This window comes from Variovorax sp. GW821-FHT09D05 (genome assembly GCF_059416325.1).
Window position 1 is genome coordinate 29,213 of record NZ_JBWKOZ010000011.1, and the last position, 20,757, is coordinate 49,969.

The window sequence follows — 20,757 nt, forward strand, 5'->3', positions numbered from 1 at the left end:
GGTTATGGAGGATCAAGACTCGTCGCGCAGCCAGGTGACCGCGCCCGAGTGGGTCACGGCGCCCTGGTGGGCAGGGCGCACGGTGAGCGCGTATTTTTCCAGCAAGCCACCTCGGGCGACCCCCACGTTTACCTCACGTCCGGCGAGCCGCGCCGTGATTTCTTCAGCCGTGAGTTCGACCGTGATCGAGCGTGCGTCAGCCCGCGCGTCGATAGCGATCACGTCGCCGTCGCGCAGCGCCGCAATCGGGCCGCCGTCTGCGGCTTCAGGCCCCGCGTAGCCAATGCACAGGCCGCGCGTCGCGCCCGAGAAGCGCCCGTCGGTCAGCAGCGCCACCTTGTCGCCCATGCCCTGGCCGTAGAGCAGGGCGGTAATGCCCAGCATTTCGCGCATGCCGGGGCTGCCCCTGGGGCCTTCGTTGCGGATCACGATCACGTCGCCGGCCTCGTACAGCCGGTTCTGCACGGCGGTCTGCGCCTCTTCCTCGGAATTGAAGACGCGCGCCGGGCCGCGAAACACCAGGCCCTTGAGCCCCGCCGTCTTGAGCAGCGCGCCGTCGGGGCAGAGGTTGCCCTTGAGCACCGCCAGTCCGCCGTCGCGCGTGATCGGGTTGCCGGCCTCGCGCACCACGCGGCCGTCGGGCGCCAGCGCACCAGCCAGTTCCTCGGCCATCGTGCGGCCGGTGAAGGTGAGCGCGTCGCCATGCAGGAAGCCCTGCTCCAGCAGCGTGCGCAGGATGACGCCCGCGCCGCCGATGTAGAACACGTCGCGCGCGAGGTACTGGCCGCCCGGACGCAGATCGGCGATGAGCGGCGTGCGAGCGAAAACCTCGGCCACGTCGTCGAGGTGGAACTTGATGCCCGCCTCGTGCGCAATCGCCGGCAGATGCAGCGCCGCGTTGGTCGAGCCGCCCGTGGCCGACACCACGGCGCAGGCGTTTTCCAGCGCCTTGCGCGTGACGATGTCGCGCGGCAGCGGGCTGTCGCCCATCACCGCCTTCATCAGCGTCTTTGCGGCGCGGCGCATCAGTGGCGCGCGTTCGCTGAACACGGCCGGCACCATGCTGGAGCTGATGGGCGCCAGGCCCAGCGCTTCCGACACCATGCCCATCGTGTTGGCCGTGAACTGCCCCGCGCAGGCGCCCGCCGTGGGCAGGCAGGCGCGGCTCATCGCGTCGAGTTCGTCGGGCGTGGCGGTGCCGGCCAGCACCTTGCCGATGGTCTCGTAGGTGTCGACCACGTTCAGGTCGCGGCCATCCGGCCCCGGCATCTGGCCCGGCAGCGCTGAGCCGCCGTGCACGAACACGCTCGGCACGTTGCAGCGGACCATGCCCATCATCAGCCCCGGCAGGTTCTTGTCACACGCGCCGATGGCGAAGATGCCGTCCCACTGGTGGCCGCGCGTGGAGGCTTCCACGCTGTCGGCGATCAGCTCGCGCGAGATCAGCGAGAAGCGCATGCCCGAATGCGCCATCGTCAGCCCGTCGCTGATCGACACCACGGGGCATTCGTGCGGCGTGCCGCCGCCCGCGTAGATGCCGGTCTTGGCATGCTGCGCCTGGTCGCGCAGGTTGAGGTTGCACGGGCTCATCTCGCCGCCCGTATGGAACACGCCGATGTGCGGGCGCGCGATGTCCTCGTCGTCCTGGCCCAGCGCATGGAGAAAGCTGCGCGTGGTCGCGCGGATCGTGCCCTCGCGAATGGTGGCGGAGCGAAAGCGCTTGGTGGGGTCGGTGGGCGTGGTCATCAGGCTGGCGTTGGCTGCTGGCTGGATTACGGACGGGTCAGAACATGCCGTTCTTGTTCGCGGCGGTCTCGGGCACGGGCTGCACCACGTCCCAGTGCTCGACGATCTTTCCGTTCTCCAGCTTGAAGATGTCGACGATGGCGCTGCCGCGCGTGCCGGGCTCGCGTACCGCGTTCACATGCAGGATCACGTAGTCGCCGTCGACGAAGCTGCGCTTGATCTCGCTCTTCGAGTTCGGGAACTTCTCGCGCAGGAACCCGATGAACTTGCGAAAGCCCTCGGGGCCGTCGGCCGCCGTGGGGTTGTGCTGCACGTAGCGGTTGCCCACGTATTGCAGGGCCGCATCGGCATCCTTCTGGTTCAGGCCCTTCTCGTAGAAGGCGAGCACGGTCTGGCGGTTGGCTTCCTGCTGGGCGGTGGGGCCTTGCTTGCCGGCGCCCATGGGTGCACAGGCGGCGAGGAACAAGGTGGCTGTCGCGGCCATGGCCGCCAAAGTCATGCGTTGCATCAAGGGTGCTCCGGTGTGAAGGAAATCAGTAGCCGTTGGGCGAGGCCACGCCCGGTGCGGCCTTGTACTTTGCGAGCAGCTGCTTTGCCGCCGCCGCCAGCACGATGGTGTCCACGCCCACCGCCACGAACAGCGCGCCGGCCGCGAGCCATTTGCGCGCCTGCTCTTCGGTGGTCGACAGGATGCCCGGTGCCTTGCCGGCCTTGCGGATGCGTGCGATGGCGTCGGCGATCACGGCCTGCACCTCGGGGTGGTTGGGCTGGCCCACGAAGCCCATCGAGGCCGACAGGTCGGCCGGCCCGATGAACACGCCGTCCACGCCCGCCGTGGCCGCGATGGCGTCGAGGTTCTTCATCGCCTCCACCGTTTCGGCCTGCACCAGCAGGCAGGTCTGCGCGTTGGCTTCGTGCAGGTAGTTCGGGTAGGCCTGCCAGCGCGAGGCACGCGCCAGCGCGCTGCCCATGCCGCGGATGCCTTCGGGCGGGTAGCGCATGCCCTGCACCAGCCGCGCGGCCTGCTCGGCCGTGTCGACCATCGGCACCAGCAGCGTCTGCGCGCCGATGTCGAGGTACTGCTTGATCAGCGTGGTGTCGCCGACCGGAATGCGCACGATGGGGTGCGAGCGCTCCGACTCAGCCTGCGCCGACCACGCGCTGGAGATGCCCTGCAGTTGGGCGAGCACCGAGCGCACGTCGTTGGGCGCGTGCTCGCCGTCGACCAGCAGCCAGTCGTAGCCGGTGCCGGCGAGGATCTCGGCCACGTAGCCGTCGGCCAGTCCGACCCAGAGGCCGATCTGGGGCTTGCCCGCTTGAAGGGCCTGCTTGAAGGTATTGATGGGTGTTTGCATGGCGTCTTTCTTCTTTCAGACAAGGCGGAACGAGATGGCGCCGAGCGGGCCGTAGTCGGCGTGGAAGGTGTCGCCCGGCACGGCAGTGGTGGGCCGCGTGAACGAGCCGGCCAGCACCACTTCGCCGGCCTCCAGGCATTCTTCCCACGGCGCCAGCTTGTTCGCGAGCCAAGCCACGCCGGTGGCCGGATGGTTGAGCACGGCCGCGGCCACGCCCGATTCCTCGATCACGCCGTTCTTGTAGAGCAGCGCGCTCACCCAGCGCAGGTCCACTGCATCGGGCTTCACTGGCCGGCCGCCCATCACGATGCCGGCGTTGGCCGCGTTGTCGGAGATGGTGTCGAACACCTTGCGCGGCGCCTTGGTGTGGCGGTCGAACTGCTCGATGCGCGCGTCGATGATCTCGATGGCGGGCACCACGTAGTCGGTGGCGGCCAGCACGTCGAAGATGGTCACGTTCGGCCCCTGCAGCTTCTTGCCGAGGATGAAGGCCAGCTCCACCTCGATGCGCGGCGCGATGAAGCGCTTGAACGGAATGTCGCCGCCCTGCTCGAAGAACATGTCGTCGAGCAGCGTGCCGTAGTCGGGCTCGTCGATCTGGCTGGACTGCTGCATGGCGCGCGAGGTGAGGCCGATCTTGTGGCCGCGCGCAACGCGCCCTTCGGCGATCTTGTTCTTCACCCATTCGCGCGAGATGGCGTAGCCGTCCTCGATGGTCATCTCTGGAAAGCGCTTGGAGAAGTGCTCGACCTGCACGCGCGACTTTTCGCTTTCGTGCAGCTCGGCGGCCAGTTGGGCGATGGTGGCTTGGGAGAGCATGGGCTGGCTTCGTTCAGGTCTTGTTGAACAGGGGATGCAGGTTGCTGTGCTTGCCGTCGTACACCTGCCCCGGGCTTTCGTCGATCTGCAGCGTGATGCCGATGTGGCGCTTCTCGAAGATCGGCGCGAAATGCGCGCGCACGTCGGCCAGAAGTTCGTCGCCGGCTTTCTTCTTCACCGCCTCCGAGCGCCCCGCGGCCATGCGGATGTTGAGGTAGACAAAGGCGTAGTCGGCCTTGCCGTCGGCCACCGCGTAGTGCGCGGCAGGGTAGGCCAGCACGCGCGTGCCGCCGATGGGGAACACCGGCTTGTCGGCCTCGTCGCGCTGCTTCAGCATGGTGTCGGCCAGCGTGCGGCACAGCGCCGACATGTCGGTCTCGGTTTCGATGTTGGGCGTGTAGAGGATCACGAGATGGGGCATGGGTGCTCTCCGTTCATTCCACCGACATCGTCGCGGCAGTGCATGTCACCGCGAAGATCGGGATGGCCTTCATGTGAAGAATCTCGCCCTTGCCGCGCGCTGCCGCGGCCACGCTGATGAAGGTGCGGATCTCGAAGCCGCCCTGGCCCGCTTCGCGGTAGGTGGCCTCGTCGCCGTAGTCGTCCTGCGAGAGCAGGCCCTCGCGGTCGTTGGCGCACCAGCGCTTCATGAACTCGGCGTCCCACGCGGCATTGACCTTGCCCGAATCGGGCGTGGCGGGCCAGTGCGAGATGCCGCCCGTTCCCACCAGCGCGATGCGCTCGGGCGCCTTGTCGCAGGCGCGGCGCAGCGCCTCGCCGAAAGCCCAGGCGCGGTACAGCGGCGTGAGCGGCGGGCCCTGGCAGTTGATGTTGACGGGGATGACCTTGGTGTCGAACTCCGGCGTGAGGAAGTTCAGCGGCACCATGATGCCGTGGTCGAACTTCCATTCTTCCGCGTAGGCCACGTCCACCGTCTGCATCACCTCGCGGATCAGGCGCTGCGACAGCGCGGCATCGCCAGGGATCTTGTGCTTCTCGATGCCCAGCCACTTCGGGTCTTCGATCGGGCCCTCGTAGCTGTCGGCCATGCCAATTGCATAGGCCGGCATGTTGTTCATGAAGAAGTTCGCGAAGTGCTCGGCGGCGATCACGATCACCGCGTCGGGCTTCGTCGCGCGCATCGCCTCGCCGAAGCGGTGGAACTGCGCGTGGAACTCGTCCTTCACCGCTGGGTCGGCGAGATGCGCGCGGCCGGTGATGCCGGGGGCGTGGCTGCACACGCCTGCGAATACGAGGCTCATACGCCTGCCACCTTTTCATCTGTACCTGTCGTCATGGCGTAGATGCCGGCACGTACGGGGCCGTACTTGCGCACGCCTTCGCGCATTGCTTCGAGATAGTCGGCCCACGGGATGCCCAGCAGCGGCGCGAAGTGCATCAGCAGCTGGCCATTGCAGCCGAGCACGTAGAGCTTGCCGATGTCGCCGGCGTCGATGGCCTCGCGCTCTTCATCGGTGAAGTCATAGGCGCCCAGCAGCGTAGCGCGCGCCTCGCCACCTTCGGCATAGCGCCGCTGCACTTCCTGCTCGCGATTCAGCGCGAACAGGAATTTCTGCATCGCATAGAGGCTCATCGTTCAGCCCTCCACCTGGATGTTGGCCTTGCGGATCACGTCGCCGTACTTCGCAATCTCGCTCTGTATGAAAGCCGCAAAGCGCTCCGGTGTGCCCGACAGCGACGCGATGCCTCCCTTGTGGAAGGCCTCCGTCACCACCGGCCCCGCCAGCGCGCGGTTCACCTCGGCGTTCATGCGCTGCACCACGGCGTCGGGCGTGCCGGCGGGCGCCAGCAAGCCGTTCCATGAATTGGACTCGATGGGCACACCTTGTTCCGCCAGTGTGGGTATGGCCGGTGCGTACTGCGAGCGCTGCGCCGTCGCCATGCCTAGCGCGACAAGCTTGCCGTTCTGGATGTGGCTGCGGAACTCGGGCCAGTTGCCGAACATCATCGTCACCTGTCCGCCGAGCAGGTCGGTCAGCGCTGGGCCCTGGCCCTTGTAGGGCACGTGCACGATGTCCAGGCCCATCTGCAGCTTGAGCATCTCGCCCGACAGATGGGCCGAGGTGCCGTTGCCGAAGGAGGCGAAGCTCAGCGTGCCGGGCTTCGCCTTGGCTGCGTTGCGCAAGTCGGCGAGCGCCTTCAGGTCGCTGGCCGGATGCGTGGCGAGCACGTGTTCCGACATGCCCATGAGAGCGACGGGACGCAGGTCTTTCTGCGTGTCGTAGGGCAGCTTGCGGATCAGCGTCTGGTTGGCCGTGAAGCTGTTGGCCACGCAGACGAAGGTGTAGCCGTCGGGCGCGGCCTTGGCCGCAGCGTCGACGCCGATCACCGTACCCGCGCCGGGCTTGTTGTCGACGATGACGGGTTGGCCCAGCGTCTTCGACAGCTCGACGCCGACGAGGCGCGCCACGAAGTCGGTGGTGCCGCCGGGCGTGAAGGGCACGATCACGCGGATCGGCTTGTTGGGCCATGTGCCCTGTGCACGCGCCAGCAAGGGCAGGGCCGCGAGAGCGGCCGCGCCTTGCAGCAGCGTGCGGCGTTGATTGTTCACGCCACGCCCCAGTGCGGAATGTGGTGCGAGCCCAGCGACACCGCCACGTTCTTCGGCTCGCAGAACACTTCATAGCTCCAGGTGCCGCCTTCGCGGCCCGTGCCCGAGGCCTTGGTGCCGCCGAAGGGCTGGCGCAGGTCCCGTACGTTCTGGCTGTTGACGAAGCACATGCCGGCTTCCACGGCGGCGGCCACGCGGTGCGCCTTGCCGATGTTCTCGGTCCACACGTAGCTGCTCAGCCCGTACTGGATGTCGTTGGCCAGGCGGATCGCATCTGCCTCGTCCTTGAAAGGAATCAGGCAGGCCACAGGGCCGAAGATCTCGTCCTGCGCGATCTTCATGCGATTGTCGACGTCGGCGAATACGGTGGGCACCACGTAGTTGCCCTTCTTCACGCGATCGGGCAAGTTGCTCGGCGCTTCGAGGCCGCCGCACAGCAGCGTTGCGCCTTCCTTCGGACCCAGCTCGATGTAGCTGCGCACCTTGGCCAGGTGAGCCTGCGAGATCATCGGGCCGACGATGGTCTTCTCGTCGAGCGGGTCGCCCACGGTGATGCGCTTGGCGCGCTCGGCGAACTTCGCCGCGAAGTCGGCGTAGATCGACTGCTGCACCAGGATGCGCGAGCCGGCCGTGCAGCGTTCGCCGTTGTTGCTGAAGATCATGAACACGGCCGCGTCGAGTGCGCGATCGAGGTCGGCGTCGTCGAAGATCACGAAGGGGCTCTTGCCGCCCAGCTCCATGCTGAACTTCTTCAGGCCCGCGCTCTTCACGATGCGGTTGCCCGTGGCGGTGGAGCCGGTGAACGAAATGGCACGCACGTCGGGGTGCGCCACCAGCGGTTCGCCCGCTTCCTTGCCATAGCCGTGCACCAGGTTCAGCACGCCGGGCGGAATGCCGGCTTCGAGCGCCAACTCGCCCAGGCGCGCGGCCGTCAGCGGCGAGAGCTCGCTCATCTTCAGCACGGCCGTGTTGCCGAAGGCCAGGCAGGGCGCGACCTTCCACGTGGCCGTCATGAAGGGCACGTTCCACGGGCTGATGAGCGCGCACACGCCCACCGGATGGAACAGCGTGTAGTTCAGGTGCGTGGGCGTGGGGTAGGTGTGGCCGTCCACGCGCGTGCACATCTCGGCGAAGTAGTAGAAGTTGTCGGCCGCGCGTGGAATGAGCTGCTTGCCGGTCTGCGCGATCACCTGGCCACAGTCGTTGGTTTCGGTCTGCGCGATCTCGGGCACGTGCTTGGCGATCAGGTCGCCGAGCTTGCGGATCAGCTTCGCGCGCTCGGGCGCGGGCATGCCGGCCCACTTCGGAAAGGCTTCCTTGGCGGCGGCCACGGCCGCGTTCACTTCGGCTTCGCCGCCCGAGGCGACCTCGGCCAGCACTTCCTGCGTGGCGGGGTTGACGGTTTCGAAGTAGTCCGTGCCGGCCACGCTCTTGCCGGCGATCAGGTGATCGACTCTCATGCTTTTCCTTGGATGGTGTTCTGAAGCGCGCCGATGCGCTCGATCTCGGTGACGACGACGTCGCCCGGCTGGCAATCGACCACGCCGTCAGGCGTGCCGGTGAGGATCAGGTCGCCCGGCGACAGCGTCATGAAGCGGCTGAAGTACTCGATGAGGAAGGGCGCGTCGAAGATCATGTCGCGCGTGCTGCCTTGCTGCGTGACGGTGCCGTTGACGGTGGTGCGCAGCGCGAGCGCCATGGGGTCGGGCACGTCGGCGGCGTCGACGAACCACGGGCCCAGTGGCGTGCAGGTGTCGCGGTTCTTAACGCGCAGGTTGGGGCGATACCAGTTCTCGAGGTAGTCGCGGATGGCGTAGTCGTTGGCTACCGTGTAGCCGCCGATGAAGTCGTAGGCGTCGTCGCGCTTCACGTTCTTCGCGGTCTTGCCGACGACGATGGCGAGCTCACATTCGTAGTGCATGAACTTCACGCCGGCCGGGCGGTGCGTGTGCTGGCGGTGGCCGATGAGCGTGCTCTGGCCCTTGACGAACACCAGCGGCTCTTCGGGGGCCTTGAATTCGAGTTCCTTCGCGTGGTCGGCGTAGTTGAGGCCGAGCGCGAGGATGGTGCGGGGGCGTGCAGTCGGCGCGAGCGGGGGCAGCCAGGTGAGCTGGTCCTGCGGCACGATGCGGCCGTCGTCCAGGCGCACGGCAGCGTCTTGCTGGCCGTTGAATTCGTGGCTCGTGCCGGTGTGCTCGCGGCCTTCGAAGATGACGCGTGCGTGCTTCATGCAGCTTCCTTCACCAGCGTGTTGCTCAATGTCTCGAACCCCGGCGCGGAGATGTCGATGCGATCGCCGGCGCGGGCCAGCGGGCGGCCGTGACCGCAGCCGAGCATCAGCACGTCGCCGTGAGCGAGCGTCATGAAGTCGCCGACGTCGGCGAGCAACTGCTGCGCCGGCCGCACGAGCTGCGAGAAGTCGATGGACTGCTTCAGATCGCCGTTGATGCGCACCTCGACGCGGAAGCTCGCGGGGTCGGCAATCTCTTGCGCGTCGCGCAGCACGGGGCCGATGCCCAGGAAGCCGTCGACGCACTTGAACTTCACCGGCGGCCGGAAGAAGCTCGCATGCGGTATCGACAGGTCGTTCATCAGCACGAAGCCTTCGACGTTGCCCTCGGCGCCGATCACCATGCCGATGCTCGCGCCGATTTCCACCTCGGGCACCGCAGCCGGCACGGCGATGTCGCTGCCGTGCGGGCTCCAGGTGTTGGCCGTCTTCACGTAGAGCACGGGTGCTTTCGGCGGCGCCTTGTAGGGCGCCTGCGTCATCTGCGGTGCGAGCGCGTCCACTTCGGCGCGGAAGTTCAGCAAGGTGCCGTACACCGTGCCTGTGGGCAGGAAATGGCTCATGGCGAGGGTTGCTCCAGTGCGATCAGTTCGTCGAGCAGCCCGTAGAGCTGCGTGAGCTTGGCCTTGCCGAGCGACTTCTCCATCCACTCGTAGTGCGACTCGATGCTGGTCGACAGCCGCTTCACGAGCTTCATGCCGTGTGGCGTGGCCTCGACCACGGTGCGGCGCTGGTCGGCCGGATCGCGGGCACGGGTGATGAGGTTGTCGCGTTCCATGCGCGCGAGCACGCCGGTGAGGCTGGGGCCGAGGATGAAGGCTTCGCGCGCGACCCGGCCGGTGTCGACCGCACCGTGCTCGCCCAGCACGCGCAGCACGCGCCATTGCTGGTCGGACAGCGCGTGCTCGCGCAGGCTGGGCCGGGTGTGGGCCATCACGGCTTCGCGGGCCTGCAGCAGCAGGCGCGGCAAATTGCGGTGCGTGAATGTCGTGCTCAAGGCTTGTCTCTTCCGAAATTACTTAACATGTTAAATGATTGGCCGAATCTTTCAAGGCGGCGGCCATCAGGGTTTGTGCGGACACCTAAACTCAAAGGATGGCCAAGGACAAAACAACTTTCGTCTGCAGCGAATGCGGCGGCACCAGCCCCAAGTGGCTCGGCAAATGCCCGAGCTGCGGCGCCTGGAACACACTCATCGAGCAGGTCGCGGGCGCGGGCAACGGGCCAGCCAACAACCGTTTCGGCACGCAGTTCGCGTCACTCGCGGGCGCGTCGGAGCTCGCGACCCTTTCCGAAATCGAGGCGACCGACATCGCGCGCACGCCCACCGGCATCGACGAGCTCGATCGCGTGCTGGGCGGCGGCATCGTCTCGGGCGGCGTCACGCTGATCGGCGGCGACCCGGGCATCGGCAAGTCGACGCTGCTGCTGCAGGCGGTCGATGCGTTGCAGCGGGCGGGGCAGAACGCGCTGTACGTGACGGGTGAGGAAAGCGGCTCGCAGGTGGCGCTGCGCTCCAGGCGGCTCGGCCTCGATCACTCGCAGGTGCAGGTGCTGGCCGAGATCCAGCTCGAGAAAATCATCGCCACGCTCGACGCCACGCGCCCGGCCATCGCGGTGATCGACTCGATCCAGACGGTGTATTCCGACCAGCTCACCTCGGCCCCGGGCTCGGTGGCACAGGTGCGTGAATGCGCGGCGCACCTCACGCGCTTTGCCAAGACCAGCGGCACGGCCGTGGTGCTGGTGGGGCATGTGACGAAGGAGGGCGCTCTCGCGGGCCCGCGCGTGCTCGAACACATGGTCGACACGGTGCTGTACTTCGAGGGCGACACGCATTCGAGCTTTCGCCTCGTGCGCGCCATCAAGAACCGCTTCGGTGCGGTCAACGAGATCGGCGTGTTCGCCATGACCGAGCGCGGCCTGAAGGGCGTGACCAATCCGAGCGCGATCTTCCTGAGCCAGCACCCCGAGCCGGTGCCCGGCAGCGTGGTGCTCGTCACGCTCGAAGGCACGCGGCCGATGCTGGTGGAGATCCAGGCGCTGGTCGACAACGGCGGGCCCAGCCCGCGTCGCCTGTCGGTGGGCCTGGACCGCGACCGCCTCGCCATGCTGCTGGCCGTGCTGCACCGCCACGCGGGTGTGGCCTGCATGGACCAGGACGTGTTCGTCAATGCGGTGGGCGGCGTGCGCATCAGCGAACCTGCGGCCGACCTGGCCGTGATGCTCGCCATTACGTCGAGCCTGCGCGGCAAGCCGCTGCCCAAGGGCTTCATCGCTTTCGGCGAAGTGGGGCTGGCCGGCGAGGTGCGACCCGCGCCGCGGGGGCAGGAGCGTTTGCGCGAAGCGGCCAAGCTGGGTTTCAGCGTGGCCGTGGTGCCCAAGGCGAATGCGCCGCGCAAGGGCACGAAAGAGATCGAAGGTTTGACGATCCACGCCGTCGAACGCATCGAAGAGGCGATGGACGTGGTCCGCCGCCTCGATTGACCATCGGAAAAAATGCCCGGCGCGCCTGTGACGCGCCGGGCTACCCTCCCTATCCCCCGATGTGTGTCGTGAACGCCGGTCCGCTGCTGGGTACGCATTGGCCGCTGCCCAACGTGGCCGGGTTCATCGTGTACTGGCATCCCGGGTCGCCGCCGCGGCTGCCTGTGGCGTTCGCCATGCCGGTGCCTTGCGAGCCTGCGACCCGGGTTGCCTCTCCCTGAAACTGTTCGCGGCCGTCCATGCTGCTGATCGCCGTGCCGACGAGGGTGAGACGAACGAAGGTGACGGAACGCGGGATGGTCATACGCTTTTCGGTGGCCCGGGCTTGCTGTGCCCGTGAAGCGAAATGTGCCGCGTGGCGCTCGCGTGCCATGCGCTTTTCGGGGTGAGTACCGTCCAGCGCGCCCAGGGGTAGTCAGGGCCGCTACTTCGGCGCCTGCCCCGGGGCGGCGACAATGCGCGCCATGGATTTCAAGAAACTTCTGGTGCCCGTGGGCGCCATCCTTCTCCTGGGGCTGGCCTGGCGCAGCGGCGGTTGGGGCGGTGTTGCCCTGGCCGGCGGCGCGATCGTGATGTTCTTGCTGCTGCACTTCAACCGCGCGATGCAAGTGCTCAAGCGCGCGGCCGAACGGCCGGTGGGCTATGTGGCCAGCGCCGTGATGCTCAATGCCAAGCTCAAGCCGGGCGTGACGCTGATGCACGTGATCGCGATGACGCGCGCCCTCGGCGAGCTGCGCTCGCCCAAGGACGAGCAGCCCGAGCACTACCGCTGGACCGATAGCGGCGGCTCGTATGTCGATACCGTGTTCAACGGCGGCAAGCTGCAGAGCTGGACGATGACGCGGCCCGAAACGGCGCCCGAAGGCGACAGCACGCAGACCCCCGCGGCCTGATCAGCCCGCGCCCGCCTTGCGCCTTGGCTGCCGCCAAGGCGGATTCGCTTTCGCATGGTGGCGCGCCTCCTTCACGAATTCGGTGCACACGTGCGTCATGAGGTCGGCCGAGCGGTAGACCAGGAACACGTCGAAGTCCGGCAGCGCATCGGTGATCGACAGCCTTTCCAGCAGGCCGGGCTGCAGCCGCAGCGGCCCCGCGCCGTGGAAGACGAAATCCGACCACATGCTGATCAGGTCGGTCTGCGTGGCCAACTGCAGGCCCAGCAGGTTCGAGGCGCTGTGCACCATGCGCCTGGGCATCTCCAGGCCGTGCAGGCGCATCGTGCTCACCAGCGGGCTGCCGGCGTCGTCGACGGGGTCGAGCACCAGCCAGTCGGCGTCGAGCAGCGGCTGCAGCTTGCGCACGCGCCGCAGCGGATGGCCGGCACGTACCGATAAATGCATCGCCACTGAGAAAAGCGGCTCCCACTGGAGGGCGCTGGTGCCCGGCCCGTTGCAGGTGGAAACCAATCCCAGGTCGAGCCGCCCCTCGCGCAGGCCTTCGAAGATCTGCTGCGGCCGCAGCTCGAAGCCGCGCATCGCCACATTGGGAAAGCGCTGGCGAAACGAAGCCATCGCATCGGGCAGCGGCCCGCTCGATGCCACCGCGGTAAAGCCGATGTTGAGCTGCGCCTCGTCGTGCCCGCGGATCGCTTCGATGTCTTCGAGCGCATGCCGCAGTTCCTGCTCGACAAGGCTCGCGCGCTTGACCAGCGCCACGCCGTAGGGGGTGAGACTCACGCCGCGCGTGGAACGCGACATCAGCGTCACGCCGAGTTCGCGCTCCAGTTCCGAAATGGTCTTCGACAGCGCGGGCTGCGTGGTGTGCAGGCTGCGCGACGCCTCATGGATGCTGCCGTGCTGTGCCACCGCCAGCAGAACGCGCAACTGTTGCAGCTTCATCGTGGTGCCGATCTCCCGAAAAAAGGCGTCCTGAGGGTTGTCCCGATGGCTTCCGGTGCCTGTTTATGACGGGGATGCCGTTTGGTTATCAGCATGAAAATATGTGATTCTTTGCCGCAGCGCTTTGCCTGAATACTCCGCCGCCAGAGGCCGATCCGGCCCCCCGCAACCTGTTCGTGGAGTGACATTAGATGAGCGAAGCCGCATTGCCCGCAAGCCCGATCCGGGGCCCTTCACCAGCCGCCGCTACCGCCGTGCAAGGCAAGGGAAGGCAGAGCCAGTTCCGCCTGATCGCCGCCTGCTCGCTGGGCAATGCGCTGGAGATGTACGACTTCACCGTCTACAGCTTCTTCGCGCTGCTGATCGGCAAGCTGTTCTTCCCCTCCGACAGCCCGTACGGCTCGCTGCTGCTGGCCGTGGCCACCTTCGGCATCGGCTTCGTGATGCGGCCGCTGGGCGGCGTGATCATCGGCAACTACGCCGACCGCAAGGGCCGCAAGGCCGCGATGACGCTGACCATCGGCCTCATGGTGCTCGGCACGCTGTGCATCGCGTTCGCGCCCAGCTATGCGTCGGCCGGCGTGTTCGGCTCGCTGATGATCGTCGCGGGCCGGCTGCTGCAGGGCTTCTCGCTGGGCGGCGAGGTGGGTGCGGCCACCTCGATGCTGATGGAGGCCGGAGGCATCAAGGGACGGGGCTTCCGCGTGAGCTGGCAGCTCGCGAGCCAGGGCGTGTCTGCGCTGCTGGGCGCGCTCACGGGCGCCGCGCTGTACGCCGCATTGCCGCAGGCGTCGCTCGAAAGCTGGGGCTGGCGCCTGCCGTTCCTGCTCGGCCTGCTGATCGCGCCGGTGGGGCTGTACATCCGCTCGCAACTGGAGGAAACGCACGTTGCCGAAAGCCACGAGTCCAGCCCCATCGGGCGGCTGATGCGCAACCACGGCGGCCTGGTGCTCAAGGGCATCCTCGCCACCACGGCGGGCACGGCGACGATGTACCTCGTGGTGTTCTTCATGCCCACCTACATGATCCGCGTGCTGCACATGCCGCCGTCGCTGTCGCTGCTGTCGGGCTGCGTCACGGGCATCACGCTGTTCGTGGTGTCGCTGGTGGCGGGGCGGCTGGCCGACAGGCTGCCGAACCGCAAGCCGCTGGTGATCGGCTCGCTGCTGTTCAGCGTTGTCGCCGTCTACCCGGTGTTCTGGATCATCAGCCATTACCCGAGCGTGCCGCTGGTGCTGGCGTTGTCGGCGCTGCTGACCGCGAGCGTGAACATCGGCACCACGCCGATGTTCCTGATGCTGCTCGAGATGCTGCCTGCCGGCGTGCGCGCCAGCGGCATCTCGGTGATTTACAGCGTGGGCGTGACGGTGTTCGGCGGCTCCTCGCAGTTCATCGTCACCTGGCTGCTCGCGAAGACGGACAACCCGATGTCGCCGGCCTTCTACATGATGGTCTGCGGCGTGCTGAGCCTGTGCGCGCTGCTGAGCCTGCGTGAACGCAAGGCCGATTGATCGAAGAACTTCACCGAGAGCGAACCCTTTCACATGACCCGCGAACTCAGCCCCCAGACCACGAAGCTCCTGTCGCGCCTGCTCCCCCAGGCCGACGTCGACACACAGGCTTTCGTCGACATCCGCCGCCAGATCCACGCCAACCCGGAGCTCGGCTTCGAGGTGAGCGCCACCAGCGAACTCGTTGCCAACCTGCTACGCAGCTGGGGTTATGAGGTGCACACCGGCATCGGCAAGACCGGCATCGTGGCGCAGCTCAAGCTCGGCAGCGGCACGCGCCGCCTCGGCATCCGCGCCGACATGGACGCACTGCCCATCACCGAGGCCACCGGCCTGCCGTATGCCAGCCGCAACCCCGGCCGCATGCATGCCTGCGGGCACGACGGCCACACGGCGATTCTGCTGGCCGCGGCCAAGGCGCTGGCGACGACGCGCAACTTCGACGGCACGCTGAACCTGATCTTCCAGCCCGATGAAGAAAACCTCTGCGGCGCGCGCGCGATGATCGCGGACGGCCTGTTCGAGCGCTTCCCCTGCGATGCGGTGTACGCGCTGCACAACGCGCCGGGCGTGCCGGTGGGCACCGTGCTGGCGGTCGAAGGCCCGGTCACGCTGTCGTCCGACGTGGCCGACGTCACGATCAAGGGCGTGGGTGGACACGGTGCCATGCCGCACCGCGCGCGCGATCCCGTCGCGGCAGCTGCGGCGGTGGTGACGGCGCTGCAGACCGTGGTGGCGCGCAACGTGGCGCCTGACGACACGGCGGTGGTGTCGGTCGGCTTCATTCGCGGCGGCGCCACGCACAACGTGATTCCGCAGTCGGTGTCGCTGGGCCTGAACGTGCGCGCGGCACTGCCCGAGACGCGCGCGCTGGTCGAGCAGCGCATCCGCGAGATCGTGAGCCTCACCGCGCAGGCGCACGGCGTGGAGGCCGAGATCGACTACCGCCAGCTGGTGCCGCCGGTGGTCAACACCGCGGCCGAGACGCAGCTGATGGCAAAGGTCTGCACCGAGCTGGTGGGCGAGGAGAACGTCATCACGAAAGTGCCCCGGGGCTTCGCGGGCAGCGAGGACTTCGCGTGGATGCTCAATGCGTTGCCGGGCTGCTATCTGCTGCTCGGCAACGGGGAGGGCGAGTTCGGGGGCTGCATGGTGCACAACCCCGGGTATGACTTCAACGACCAGGTGCTGCCGCTTGGAGCCGCATGCTGGGTGCGGCTGGCGCAGACCTACCTGGTCGCCTGAGCCATAGCGGCCTTAGAACGGCGCGTCTTCTTCCTCGGGCGCATCGGCAGGCACGGTCGTCGTGGGTGCGGCTGCCACAGCCGGTTTCTGCGCTTCGTCGGGCAATGCCGCCGAGAACGCCGCCTCGCCGCCCAGAGCATCGAGCAGCGCCGGCACCAGCTGGCCCAGTTCGCCCGTGGCAATCGCCACGTCTGCGTCGAAGTTGTCTTCCTTCTTGCCGCCCGCGGCGCCGTCGCCCGTGCCTTCGAGGAAGGTGATCTTGCGGATCAGCATGCCGTGCGTCAGCTCGAAGGACACGCGGTCGTCCCACGTCAGCGCGAGCCGCGTCGGGCGCTTGCCGTCGGTGATGTGCTGCTTCACCTCGTCGATGTCCAGCGGGTGCTTGGCGTAGCGCACCACGGCCTTGGAGTCGTCGGAGGCCTTGAGCTCGCATTCGCGGTCGATGGTGAAGCCGGCCGGCGGCTCCTGCGTCAGCAGCCAGTTGGCCATGGCGGCTGCGGGCTCGATCTGCGTGTTGATGAGGGCCACGGCAAAGCCGTCGAGCGACTTCACGAGGCTGGTGACCACTTCATCGGCGCGTGCGGCGTTGCCGCTGTTGATCACGAGGCGGTTCTCGGCCTTGTCGATCCACACCGCCACGCGCGCACTGCGCGTGAAGGCCATGGGCAGCAGCTCCAGGGTGATGTCTTCCTTGAGCTCCTTCTTTTCCTTCTTGCCGGGCTTGCGGCCGGTGGTGGCTTCAATCTGCGCGCAGCGCTCGTCGAGCTTGCGGCGCACCACGGAGCCGGGCACGGTCTTGCTCTCGATCATGTATTCGACCAGCCACTGGCCGTCGATGGATTCGACCAACGGGCCGTTGGCTTCGCCGCGGGGCTCGACCCAGCCGGCGGACTTTTCCTGCGAGGGGCCGCAAGGCTCGAAGCGCTGCTTGCCGAGCCCTTCTTCCGCCTCGGCCAGTGTTTGGGACCAGGCAGGTTCGATGCGATAGACGATGACGTTCTTGAATACGGACACGGAAACCCTTTTTCCACTGGTTTGCACAACCGGCCATTGTCGGGCACCCCGTTCCGGCCCCGGCCGTAAAATCGAAAGCTTTTGCGACTTCCCCCCGTCGCACCCCACCCCCACACCGCTTCCCAAACAAAGGAATCAGGAAATGAGCTCGATCCCCCCCTCGCTGGACGACCGTGACGGCAAGATCTGGATGGACGGCGAACTCGTGGACTGGCGCGACGCCAAGATCCACGTGCTGAGCCACACGCTGCACTACGGTTGCGGCGCCTTCGAGGGCGTGCGCGCCTACAAGACGGCGGACGGCGGCACGTCGATCTTCCGCCTGGCAGAGCACACCGAGCGCCTGTTCAACAGCGCCAAGATCCTGCGCATGAAGATCCCGTTCACGCCCGAACAGCTCAACGAGGCCCAGAAACAGGTGGTGCGCGAGAACAAGCTCGAAAGCTGCTACCTGCGTCCGCTGATCTGGATCGGCTCCGAAAAGCTCGGCGTGAGCCCCAAGGGCAACAAGATCCACGCCATGGTCGCGGCCTGGTCCTGGGGCGCCTACCTGGGCGAAGAGGGCATGAAGCGCGGCATCCGCGTGAAAACCTCGAGCTACACCCGCCACCACGTCAACATCACGATGACGCAGGCCAAGACGGTGAGCAACTACACCAACTCGATCCTGGCCAACATGGAAGCGCTGGACGACGGCTACGACGAGGCGCTGCTGCTCGACGCGAGCGGCTTCGTGTCGGAAGGCGCGGGCGAGAACATCTTCGTGGTCAAGGGCGGCGTGGTGTACACGCCCGACCTTTCGGCCGGCGCGCTCAACGGCATCACGCGCAACACCATCCTGCACGTGTGCAAGGACCTGGGCCTGGAACTGGTGCAAAAGCGCATCACGCGCGACGAGGTCTACATCGCCGACGAGGCCTTCTTCACCGGCACCGCTGCTGAAGTGACGCCTATCCGCGAACTCGACCGCGTCGAGATCGGCAACCGCGGCGACGGCGGTGCCCGTGGCCCGATCACCGAGAAAATCCAGTCTGCCTTCTTCGACATCGTGAACGGCAAGAACCCCAAGTACGCCCACTGGCTCACGAAAGTCTGAGAGAACCCATGTCCACCAATGCAGTCGTCGAACTCCTGGCTAAGGAGCTCAACCATCAGGGCGGCGTGTTCTGCCCCAGCCCCAAGGCCGACATGAAGCTCTGGAGCAGCCACCCGAAGGTGTACCTCGACGTGGCGCGCACCGGCGAGGCCAAGTGCCCGTATTGCGGCACGGTGTACCGGCTGAAGGCCGGCGAGACGGTGTCGGCGCGGCACTGAGCCGAGCAGCCGCAACCGCCCCTTTACTGCAGTTCAGGCAGCAGCCTGGGGGGCGGTTTCTTTCTTGCGCCAACGCGACGGCAGCAGGTCGCGCCACGGATCCGGGTCTTGCTTCTCCTGCGCCAGCCGCAGGTAGACCATCGCGATGAACAGCAGTGCCAGGCCGATCTGCGCGTCGCGCATGGCCGAATTCACGCTCGACGCGATCAGCGCGATCAACGTAGCTGCCAGCGCATAACGGCCCGCCATGTCGGGCCGTTTCCACGCCTGCCAGACGGCGGCGACCATGATGACCAGCAGGCTCAGCAAGGCCGGCAGCCCGCCCTGCGCGCCGACCCACAGGAAGTCGTTGTGCGGCATGTTCGAGTCGGCGAACAGCGCCGGGCCGCGCTTGTGCCACTGCTCGGTCCAGCCGCCGATGCCCCAGCCGGTGAGCGGCCGGTCGGCGATCATGAGACCCGTGTCCTTGTACATGTAGTAGCGGATCACCCAGCTGCCCTTGAAGATGGCGCCGGCCTGCGCCTCTTCGATTTCCTGCACGCCGGTCTCGACCTTGTGCTGGAGCTGCGGCAACTGGTACAGCCCGGCACCCAGCACCACGGCCCCCAGCACCAGTGCGCTCACCAGCATCTTCAGATGGTTGCGCCACTGGTGGATGCACACCACCGGAATCACCAGCAGCAACGCGAGCACCGAGGTACGCGAAGTCAGCGGCAGCGCCACCACCACGCCCAGCCCGAGCAGCAGCACGAAGGCCGGAATGGCACGCAGCGGCTTGTGCGCGGCGATCTGCGCAATGCCCCACACGGCGGCGGTGGAGGCCACCACGCTGAACAGCAGGGCGTTGCTGATCGACTTGTTGCCCACCTCCATGACCACCGCGCGCAGCGGCGACCAGACCGGAAAGCCGACGGCGTAGTAGGCCACGATCAGCAGGATATTCAGCGCCGCGACCAGCAGGAAGCCGCGCAGCGCCCATATCGCTTCTTCGCGCGTGAGTGCCATCGCCATCAATATCGTGAGGCCGATGCGCACCCCGTGGAACAGGTTGGAGCCGGTTTCGGGGTAGTGCCGCCCGAAGGCCAGCACGAGGAAGGTCCAGGCCAGGTAGGCCACCACCGGCCACCACAGCGGGTTGGCGCGCAGCCGCGCGTAGCGCTCGCGCAAGCCGCCGGCCACCAGCATGGTGAGCAGCAGCAAGATGGCCGAAAGGTAGGTGACGCCGACCGGCATGAACACCACCAGCCCCCAGAACATGGCCGCGGGCCGAACGATGTGCGATCTCTGCATAGGGGCGGGATTTTAGGTTGGCATCTGGGAGCCAACCTGACCACGGCCCCGTGCGGGCGAGGGTGGTGCGGTCAGTGCCCGCGCGCTACGGCCGGCAACCGGATCACGAAGCTGGCGCCGCCGCCCGGGCGGTCTTCGCAGCGCACTGTGCCGCCGTGCCGTTCGGCGATCGACTTCACCAGCGCCAGCCCCAGGCCCACGCCGCCGTTGCGCTCGCTGGCGCCCGGCAGGCGGTAGAAGGGCTCGAAGATGCGTTCGCGCAGGGCCGTGGGCACGCCGGGGCCGCGGTCGTTGACGCGCACGGTGGCATAGCCGTTGGCGCTGCCCAGCTCCACCGCGATTTCGCCGGCGCCGTATCGGCGGGCGTTTTCCAGCAGGTTGCGGATCGCGCGGCGCAGCAGGCGCGACACGCCCGGCACGGTGAGCGTGGCGTTGTCGGTGCCTTCGGCCAGGTCGAGCTCGGCATTTACCTGCGAGCACTCTTCGGCCGCCAGGCCGGTCAGGTCCACGGCCTCGATGGTGCCCATGTCTGCCTCGCTGGCGTCGAGCCGGCTGGCCAGCAGGATTTCGTCGATGAGCTGGTCGAGCTCGCCGATGTTGCGCGAAATTTCCTCGCGAGCGGCCGGGCTCGGGCGCTCGCCCATCAGCTCCAGGCCCATGCGGATGCGTGTGAGCGGCGAACGCAGCTCGTGCGAGGCGTTGGCCAGCAGCGATTTGTGCGAACGCACCAGTTGCTCGATGCGTTCTGCCGACGCGTTGAATCGTTTTGAAAGATCAGCCACTTCGTCCTGCCCTTCTTCGGTCACCCGCACCGAGAGATCGCCCTCGCCCCATCGCTGCACGCCGCGCTGCAGCGATTCCAGCCGCTGCGTGATGCGCCGCACGATCGGGTACACGCCCAATGCCACCGCCACGCCCACCAACGCGATCATCCAGCCCAGCCCGAAGGGCGTGCGCCACGGCGCGAAGCCGCCGGAGCCGGTGGGTCGCTCGCGTGGCGCCACGCGCAGCGTGATGGCCTTGCCGTCGCTAAGCGTCACGTCGAACTCCAGGCCCTGGCCCGGTACGCGCAGGGCGGTGCCCGCGCCGATCGGCTTGTCCTGTGCGTCCAGCACGACCACGTTGCGCGGCACCGGCGCCAGGCGCTCGCGCTCGGCCTCCGCCGCTTCGCGCACGATCCAGTTGGCCATCAGCGTGAGGATGACGACACCGCCCACCACCGCGAGCCAGATGCGGACGTAGAGGTGGCGTGAGTAGAGGCTGCGCAGCATCGGCA

General features: G+C 67.3%; 23 protein-coding genes. 6 read left to right on the forward strand and 17 right to left on the reverse strand.

Annotated features, from left to right (window positions below; translation table 11 throughout):
• Positions 1 to 12: 12 nt before the first annotated feature.
• Genes ilvD through hpaR form a run of 12 tightly spaced genes read right to left on the reverse strand, consistent with a single transcriptional unit; the run spans position 13 to position 9,779 of the window.
• Positions 13 to 1,746, reverse strand: a complete 1,734-nt coding sequence (gene ilvD / locus AC07O3_RS27245) for a dihydroxy-acid dehydratase (RefSeq protein ID WP_495340771.1) — start codon at positions 1,744 to 1,746, stop codon at positions 13 to 15.
• Positions 1,747 to 1,783: 37 nt separating this feature from the next.
• Positions 1,784 to 2,254 (reverse strand): nuclear transport factor 2 family protein, encoded by a 471-nt coding sequence (locus AC07O3_RS27250; RefSeq protein WP_093175579.1) that lies wholly within the window; start codon positions 2,252 to 2,254, stop codon positions 1,784 to 1,786.
• A gap of 25 nt (positions 2,255 to 2,279) precedes the next feature.
• Positions 2,280 to 3,101 carry a 4-hydroxy-2-oxoheptanedioate aldolase gene (hpaI, locus tag AC07O3_RS27255; protein ID WP_495340772.1) on the reverse strand — a complete coding sequence of 274 codons (822 nt, stop codon included), beginning with the start codon at positions 3,099 to 3,101 and terminating at the stop codon, positions 2,280 to 2,282.
• 15 nt (positions 3,102 to 3,116) lie between these two features.
• Positions 3,117 to 3,920: a 2-oxo-hept-4-ene-1,7-dioate hydratase gene (gene hpaH, locus AC07O3_RS27260; protein ID WP_093053320.1), complete on the reverse strand. Its 804-nt coding sequence runs from the start codon at positions 3,918 to 3,920 to the stop codon at positions 3,117 to 3,119.
• Positions 3,921 to 3,933: 13 nt separating this feature from the next.
• A complete protein-coding gene (locus tag AC07O3_RS27265) occupies positions 3,934 to 4,341 on the reverse strand; it encodes a 5-carboxymethyl-2-hydroxymuconate Delta-isomerase (RefSeq protein ID WP_093053323.1) in 408 nt (135 codons plus the stop codon).
• 13 nt (positions 4,342 to 4,354) lie between these two features.
• On the reverse strand, positions 4,355 to 5,182 hold the full coding sequence (locus tag AC07O3_RS27270) for a DODA-type extradiol aromatic ring-opening family dioxygenase (protein WP_495340773.1): 828 nt from the start codon (positions 5,180 to 5,182) through the stop codon (positions 4,355 to 4,357).
• Entirely contained in the window at positions 5,179 to 5,514 is a 336-nt protein-coding gene (locus AC07O3_RS27275) for an aromatic ring-opening dioxygenase subunit LigA (RefSeq protein WP_495340774.1), read from the reverse strand. The genes AC07O3_RS27270 and AC07O3_RS27275 overlap by 4 nt, the downstream gene beginning before the upstream one ends.
• A 3-nt stretch (positions 5,515 to 5,517) precedes the next feature.
• The gene (locus AC07O3_RS27280) at positions 5,518 to 6,492 is read right to left on the reverse strand and encodes a tripartite tricarboxylate transporter substrate binding protein (RefSeq protein WP_495340775.1); all 975 of its coding nucleotides are present in this window, start codon (positions 6,490 to 6,492) and stop codon (positions 5,518 to 5,520) included.
• Entirely contained in the window at positions 6,489 to 7,952 is a 1,464-nt protein-coding gene (gene hpaE, locus AC07O3_RS27285; protein ID WP_495340776.1) for a 5-carboxymethyl-2-hydroxymuconate semialdehyde dehydrogenase, read from the reverse strand. The genes AC07O3_RS27280 and hpaE overlap by 4 nt, the downstream gene beginning before the upstream one ends.
• On the reverse strand, positions 7,949 to 8,722 hold the full coding sequence (locus AC07O3_RS27290) for a fumarylacetoacetate hydrolase family protein (RefSeq protein ID WP_495340777.1): 774 nt from the start codon (positions 8,720 to 8,722) through the stop codon (positions 7,949 to 7,951). The genes hpaE and AC07O3_RS27290 overlap by 4 nt, the downstream gene beginning before the upstream one ends.
• A complete protein-coding gene (locus AC07O3_RS27295) occupies positions 8,719 to 9,345 on the reverse strand; it encodes a fumarylacetoacetate hydrolase family protein (protein ID WP_495340778.1) in 627 nt (208 codons plus the stop codon). Before AC07O3_RS27295 ends, AC07O3_RS27290 begins: the two co-directional genes overlap by 4 nt.
• A complete protein-coding gene (hpaR, locus tag AC07O3_RS27300) occupies positions 9,342 to 9,779 on the reverse strand; it encodes a homoprotocatechuate degradation operon regulator HpaR (RefSeq protein WP_093053341.1) in 438 nt (145 codons plus the stop codon). The genes AC07O3_RS27295 and hpaR overlap by 4 nt, the downstream gene beginning before the upstream one ends.
• Before the next feature lie 98 nt (positions 9,780 to 9,877).
• Here hpaR and radA point away from each other — a divergent pair, with 98 nt between their 5' ends.
• Positions 9,878 to 11,269 carry a DNA repair protein RadA gene (gene radA / locus AC07O3_RS27305; protein ID WP_093053344.1) on the forward strand — a complete coding sequence of 464 codons (1,392 nt, stop codon included), beginning with the start codon at positions 9,878 to 9,880 and terminating at the stop codon, positions 11,267 to 11,269.
• Between the two features lie 49 nt (positions 11,270 to 11,318).
• Here radA and AC07O3_RS27310 read toward each other — a convergent pair whose 3' ends face one another.
• Positions 11,319 to 11,573 (reverse strand): hypothetical protein, encoded by a 255-nt coding sequence (locus tag AC07O3_RS27310; RefSeq protein WP_495340779.1) that lies wholly within the window; start codon positions 11,571 to 11,573, stop codon positions 11,319 to 11,321.
• A 151-nt stretch (positions 11,574 to 11,724) separates the two neighbouring features.
• Between AC07O3_RS27310 and AC07O3_RS27315 the strand changes: the two genes are divergently transcribed.
• Entirely contained in the window at positions 11,725 to 12,162 is a 438-nt protein-coding gene (locus tag AC07O3_RS27315) for a glycerate kinase (protein WP_495340780.1), read from the forward strand.
• Here the strand turns inward: AC07O3_RS27315 and AC07O3_RS27320 are convergent, their stop codons facing one another.
• Complete coding sequence (locus tag AC07O3_RS27320; protein WP_426391100.1) at positions 12,163 to 13,107, reverse strand: LysR family transcriptional regulator; 945 nt, start codon at positions 13,105 to 13,107, stop codon at positions 12,163 to 12,165.
• A 191-nt stretch (positions 13,108 to 13,298) separates the two neighbouring features.
• On the opposite strand from AC07O3_RS27320, the gene AC07O3_RS27325 reads away from it, so the two are divergent.
• The gene (locus AC07O3_RS27325; RefSeq protein ID WP_093053355.1) at positions 13,299 to 14,618 is read left to right on the forward strand and encodes an MFS transporter; all 1,320 of its coding nucleotides are present in this window, start codon (positions 13,299 to 13,301) and stop codon (positions 14,616 to 14,618) included.
• 33 nt (positions 14,619 to 14,651) lie between these two features.
• The gene (locus AC07O3_RS27330) at positions 14,652 to 15,863 is read left to right on the forward strand and encodes a M20 aminoacylase family protein (protein WP_495340781.1); all 1,212 of its coding nucleotides are present in this window, start codon (positions 14,652 to 14,654) and stop codon (positions 15,861 to 15,863) included.
• Between the two features lie 12 nt (positions 15,864 to 15,875).
• Here the strand turns inward: AC07O3_RS27330 and AC07O3_RS27335 are convergent, their stop codons facing one another.
• Positions 15,876 to 16,877 carry a recombination-associated protein RdgC gene (locus AC07O3_RS27335; protein WP_093053361.1) on the reverse strand — a complete coding sequence of 334 codons (1,002 nt, stop codon included), beginning with the start codon at positions 16,875 to 16,877 and terminating at the stop codon, positions 15,876 to 15,878.
• Between the two features lie 142 nt (positions 16,878 to 17,019).
• On the opposite strand from AC07O3_RS27335, the gene AC07O3_RS27340 reads away from it, so the two are divergent.
• Positions 17,020 to 17,973, forward strand: coding sequence for a branched-chain amino acid transaminase (locus AC07O3_RS27340; RefSeq protein ID WP_093053364.1), 954 nt, complete (start codon positions 17,020 to 17,022; stop codon positions 17,971 to 17,973).
• Between the two features lie 8 nt (positions 17,974 to 17,981).
• Positions 17,982 to 18,191: a zinc-finger domain-containing protein gene (locus tag AC07O3_RS27345; protein ID WP_495340782.1), complete on the forward strand. Its 210-nt coding sequence runs from the start codon at positions 17,982 to 17,984 to the stop codon at positions 18,189 to 18,191.
• Between the two features lie 33 nt (positions 18,192 to 18,224).
• On the opposite strand, the gene AC07O3_RS27350 is transcribed toward AC07O3_RS27345, so the two are convergent.
• A complete protein-coding gene (locus AC07O3_RS27350; protein WP_093076723.1) occupies positions 18,225 to 19,481 on the reverse strand; it encodes an O-antigen ligase family protein in 1,257 nt (418 codons plus the stop codon).
• A gap of 71 nt (positions 19,482 to 19,552) precedes the next feature.
• Complete coding sequence (locus AC07O3_RS27355; RefSeq protein ID WP_093053369.1) at positions 19,553 to 20,752, reverse strand: ATP-binding protein; 1,200 nt, start codon at positions 20,750 to 20,752, stop codon at positions 19,553 to 19,555.
• Between the last annotated feature and the right edge of the window lie 5 nt (positions 20,753 to 20,757).

Bases quoted from the DNA above. Each gene is read 5' to 3' on its own strand.
- AC07O3_RS27295 (WP_495340778.1), bottom strand. From the start codon at position 9,345: ATGAGCCATTTCCTGCCCACAGGCACGGTGTACGGCACCTTGCTGAAC.
- AC07O3_RS27330 (WP_495340781.1), top strand. From the start codon at position 14,652: ATGACCCGCGAACTCAGCCCCCAGACCACGAAGCTCCTGTCGCGCCTG.
- AC07O3_RS27345 (WP_495340782.1), top strand. From the start codon at position 17,982: ATGTCCACCAATGCAGTCGTCGAACTCCTGGCTAAGGAGCTCAACCAT.
- AC07O3_RS27325 (WP_093053355.1), top strand. From the start codon at position 13,299: ATGAGCGAAGCCGCATTGCCCGCAAGCCCGATCCGGGGCCCTTCACCA.
- AC07O3_RS27315 (WP_495340780.1), top strand. From the start codon at position 11,725: ATGCGCGCCATGGATTTCAAGAAACTTCTGGTGCCCGTGGGCGCCATC.
- hpaH (WP_093053320.1), bottom strand. From the start codon at position 3,920: ATGCTCTCCCAAGCCACCATCGCCCAACTGGCCGCCGAGCTGCACGAA.
- AC07O3_RS27310 (WP_495340779.1), bottom strand. From the start codon at position 11,573: ATGACCATCCCGCGTTCCGTCACCTTCGTTCGTCTCACCCTCGTCGGC.
- AC07O3_RS27340 (WP_093053364.1), top strand. From the start codon at position 17,020: ATGAGCTCGATCCCCCCCTCGCTGGACGACCGTGACGGCAAGATCTGG.
- radA (WP_093053344.1), top strand. From the start codon at position 9,878: ATGGCCAAGGACAAAACAACTTTCGTCTGCAGCGAATGCGGCGGCACC.
- AC07O3_RS27350 (WP_093076723.1), bottom strand. From the start codon at position 19,481: ATGCAGAGATCGCACATCGTTCGGCCCGCGGCCATGTTCTGGGGGCTG.
- hpaE (WP_495340776.1), bottom strand. From the start codon at position 7,952: ATGAGAGTCGATCACCTGATCGCCGGCAAGAGCGTGGCCGGCACGGAC.
- AC07O3_RS27355 (WP_093053369.1), bottom strand. From the start codon at position 20,752: ATGCTGCGCAGCCTCTACTCACGCCACCTCTACGTCCGCATCTGGCTC.
- ilvD (WP_495340771.1), bottom strand. From the start codon at position 1,746: ATGACCACGCCCACCGACCCCACCAAGCGCTTTCGCTCCGCCACCATT.
- AC07O3_RS27250 (WP_093175579.1), bottom strand. From the start codon at position 2,254: ATGCAACGCATGACTTTGGCGGCCATGGCCGCGACAGCCACCTTGTTC.
- AC07O3_RS27275 (WP_495340774.1), bottom strand. From the start codon at position 5,514: ATGAGCCTCTATGCGATGCAGAAATTCCTGTTCGCGCTGAATCGCGAG.
- AC07O3_RS27290 (WP_495340777.1), bottom strand. From the start codon at position 8,722: ATGAAGCACGCACGCGTCATCTTCGAAGGCCGCGAGCACACCGGCACG.
- AC07O3_RS27265 (WP_093053323.1), bottom strand. From the start codon at position 4,341: ATGCCCCATCTCGTGATCCTCTACACGCCCAACATCGAAACCGAGACC.
- AC07O3_RS27270 (WP_495340773.1), bottom strand. From the start codon at position 5,182: ATGAGCCTCGTATTCGCAGGCGTGTGCAGCCACGCCCCCGGCATCACC.
- hpaI (WP_495340772.1), bottom strand. From the start codon at position 3,101: ATGCAAACACCCATCAATACCTTCAAGCAGGCCCTTCAAGCGGGCAAG.
- AC07O3_RS27320 (WP_426391100.1), bottom strand. From the start codon at position 13,107: ATGAAGCTGCAACAGTTGCGCGTTCTGCTGGCGGTGGCACAGCACGGC.